Genomic DNA, 1,245 nt, shown 5'->3' on the forward strand with positions numbered 1-1,245 from the left:
CTGACGGAACCCACGCTGGCGGCGTCCGCATTCACCAAACCCTTGGTGCCGTATCCGGTGAGCAGGGATGTCCCCTGGAAGGTGGTGGTGGTGGCAATTCTGTCCATTTCCTTGAGCAACTGGGAAGCTTCCGCGTTGAGGTCGCTCAGGTTTTCTTCGTTGTTTTTGGACGACGCCTGGGTGGCCAATTCCTTCAAACGCACCAGAATGGAATCGATCTGCTCCACGCCGCCTTCCGCGATCTGCAGCAGAGAGTTGGCCTGGGTGGTGTTGTTGGCGGCGACCGCCTGTGATTTTACCTGCGCAGCAAACTTGCGGGACATGGAGAGGCCCGCTGCGTCGTCCTTGGCGCGGTTGATCCGTAAACCGGATGACAACCTCTCCAGGGATTTAGAAACCTTGGAATCGGTGATTCCAAGCTGCCTATGCGCACCTATTGCCGAAATGTTGTTTGCGACTCTGAGACCCATATTAAAATTCCTCCTTGAAAACGGCCGCCGGATTCCTCAAACCGGTTGCCTTTTCTGACTTCCTTGCCAGAAGTCCTTAGATTTGCAAATACCTGATCCAGTTCATGCTGCTTCGACACACCTCCTTTCCGAAACTTCTAGTTTTTCCTCATTATTATTATCGTCATTCCAAATTTTTTACTTAAGTCATTTTTTAGATTAACCATTGTTTTTTTTGATTATTTTAGCAAATTAACTAGCCCTGTGTTTATGAAACCTGTCCTGTTGCTTTACTCTTCACTTGTTGAGTGGGCCCGGACGCACTCCGGGCCCTGAGGTGAAAGTGAGAGTAAAAGGAAATGTAGTTATTGTTTTTTGGGACCCGGAGATCCGGGTCCCATTAGGTGACTTTAATCCTATCCGATGAGGCTGAGTATGTTCTGGGGGGCCGAGTTCGCCTGGGCGAGCATGGCGGTGCCGGACTGCATCAGGATCTGGTTTTTGGTGAAGGTGGTCATTTCCATGGCCATATCCACATCCTGGATGACGGACATTGCTGCGGTGTTGTTCTCGATGGCGATGTTCAGGTTGGCGTAGGTATAGTCCAACCTGTTCTGGATGGCGCCGATTTCCGCACGGGAAGCGTTCAGGGCGGTCATGGCGTTATCGATCAAATCCATGGAAGACTGGGCGTCCGCCAAAGAGTCCAGAGCCACGCCAACCACGGACAAGCCCGTGGAATCCACGGAATCCAGTTGAAAATTGATACGATAGTCTCCGCTGTTCTGCTCACCAA

At 51.4% G+C, this 1,245-nt stretch carries 2 protein-coding genes; both read right to left on the minus strand.

Annotated features, from left to right (window positions below; translation table 11 throughout):
* On the minus strand, positions 1 to 470 hold a 470-nt coding region (locus tag G491_RS0126030; protein ID WP_028316615.1), incomplete at its 3' end, for a flagellin.
* Between the two features lie 395 nt (positions 471 to 865).
* Positions 866 to 1,245 (minus strand): flagellin (locus G491_RS0126035; RefSeq protein ID WP_028316616.1); only part of this gene is annotated, 380 nt, incomplete at its 5' end.

This window comes from Desulfatibacillum aliphaticivorans DSM 15576 (genome assembly GCF_000429905.1).
GTDB lineage: Bacteria > Desulfobacterota > Desulfobacteria > Desulfobacterales > Desulfatibacillaceae > Desulfatibacillum > Desulfatibacillum aliphaticivorans.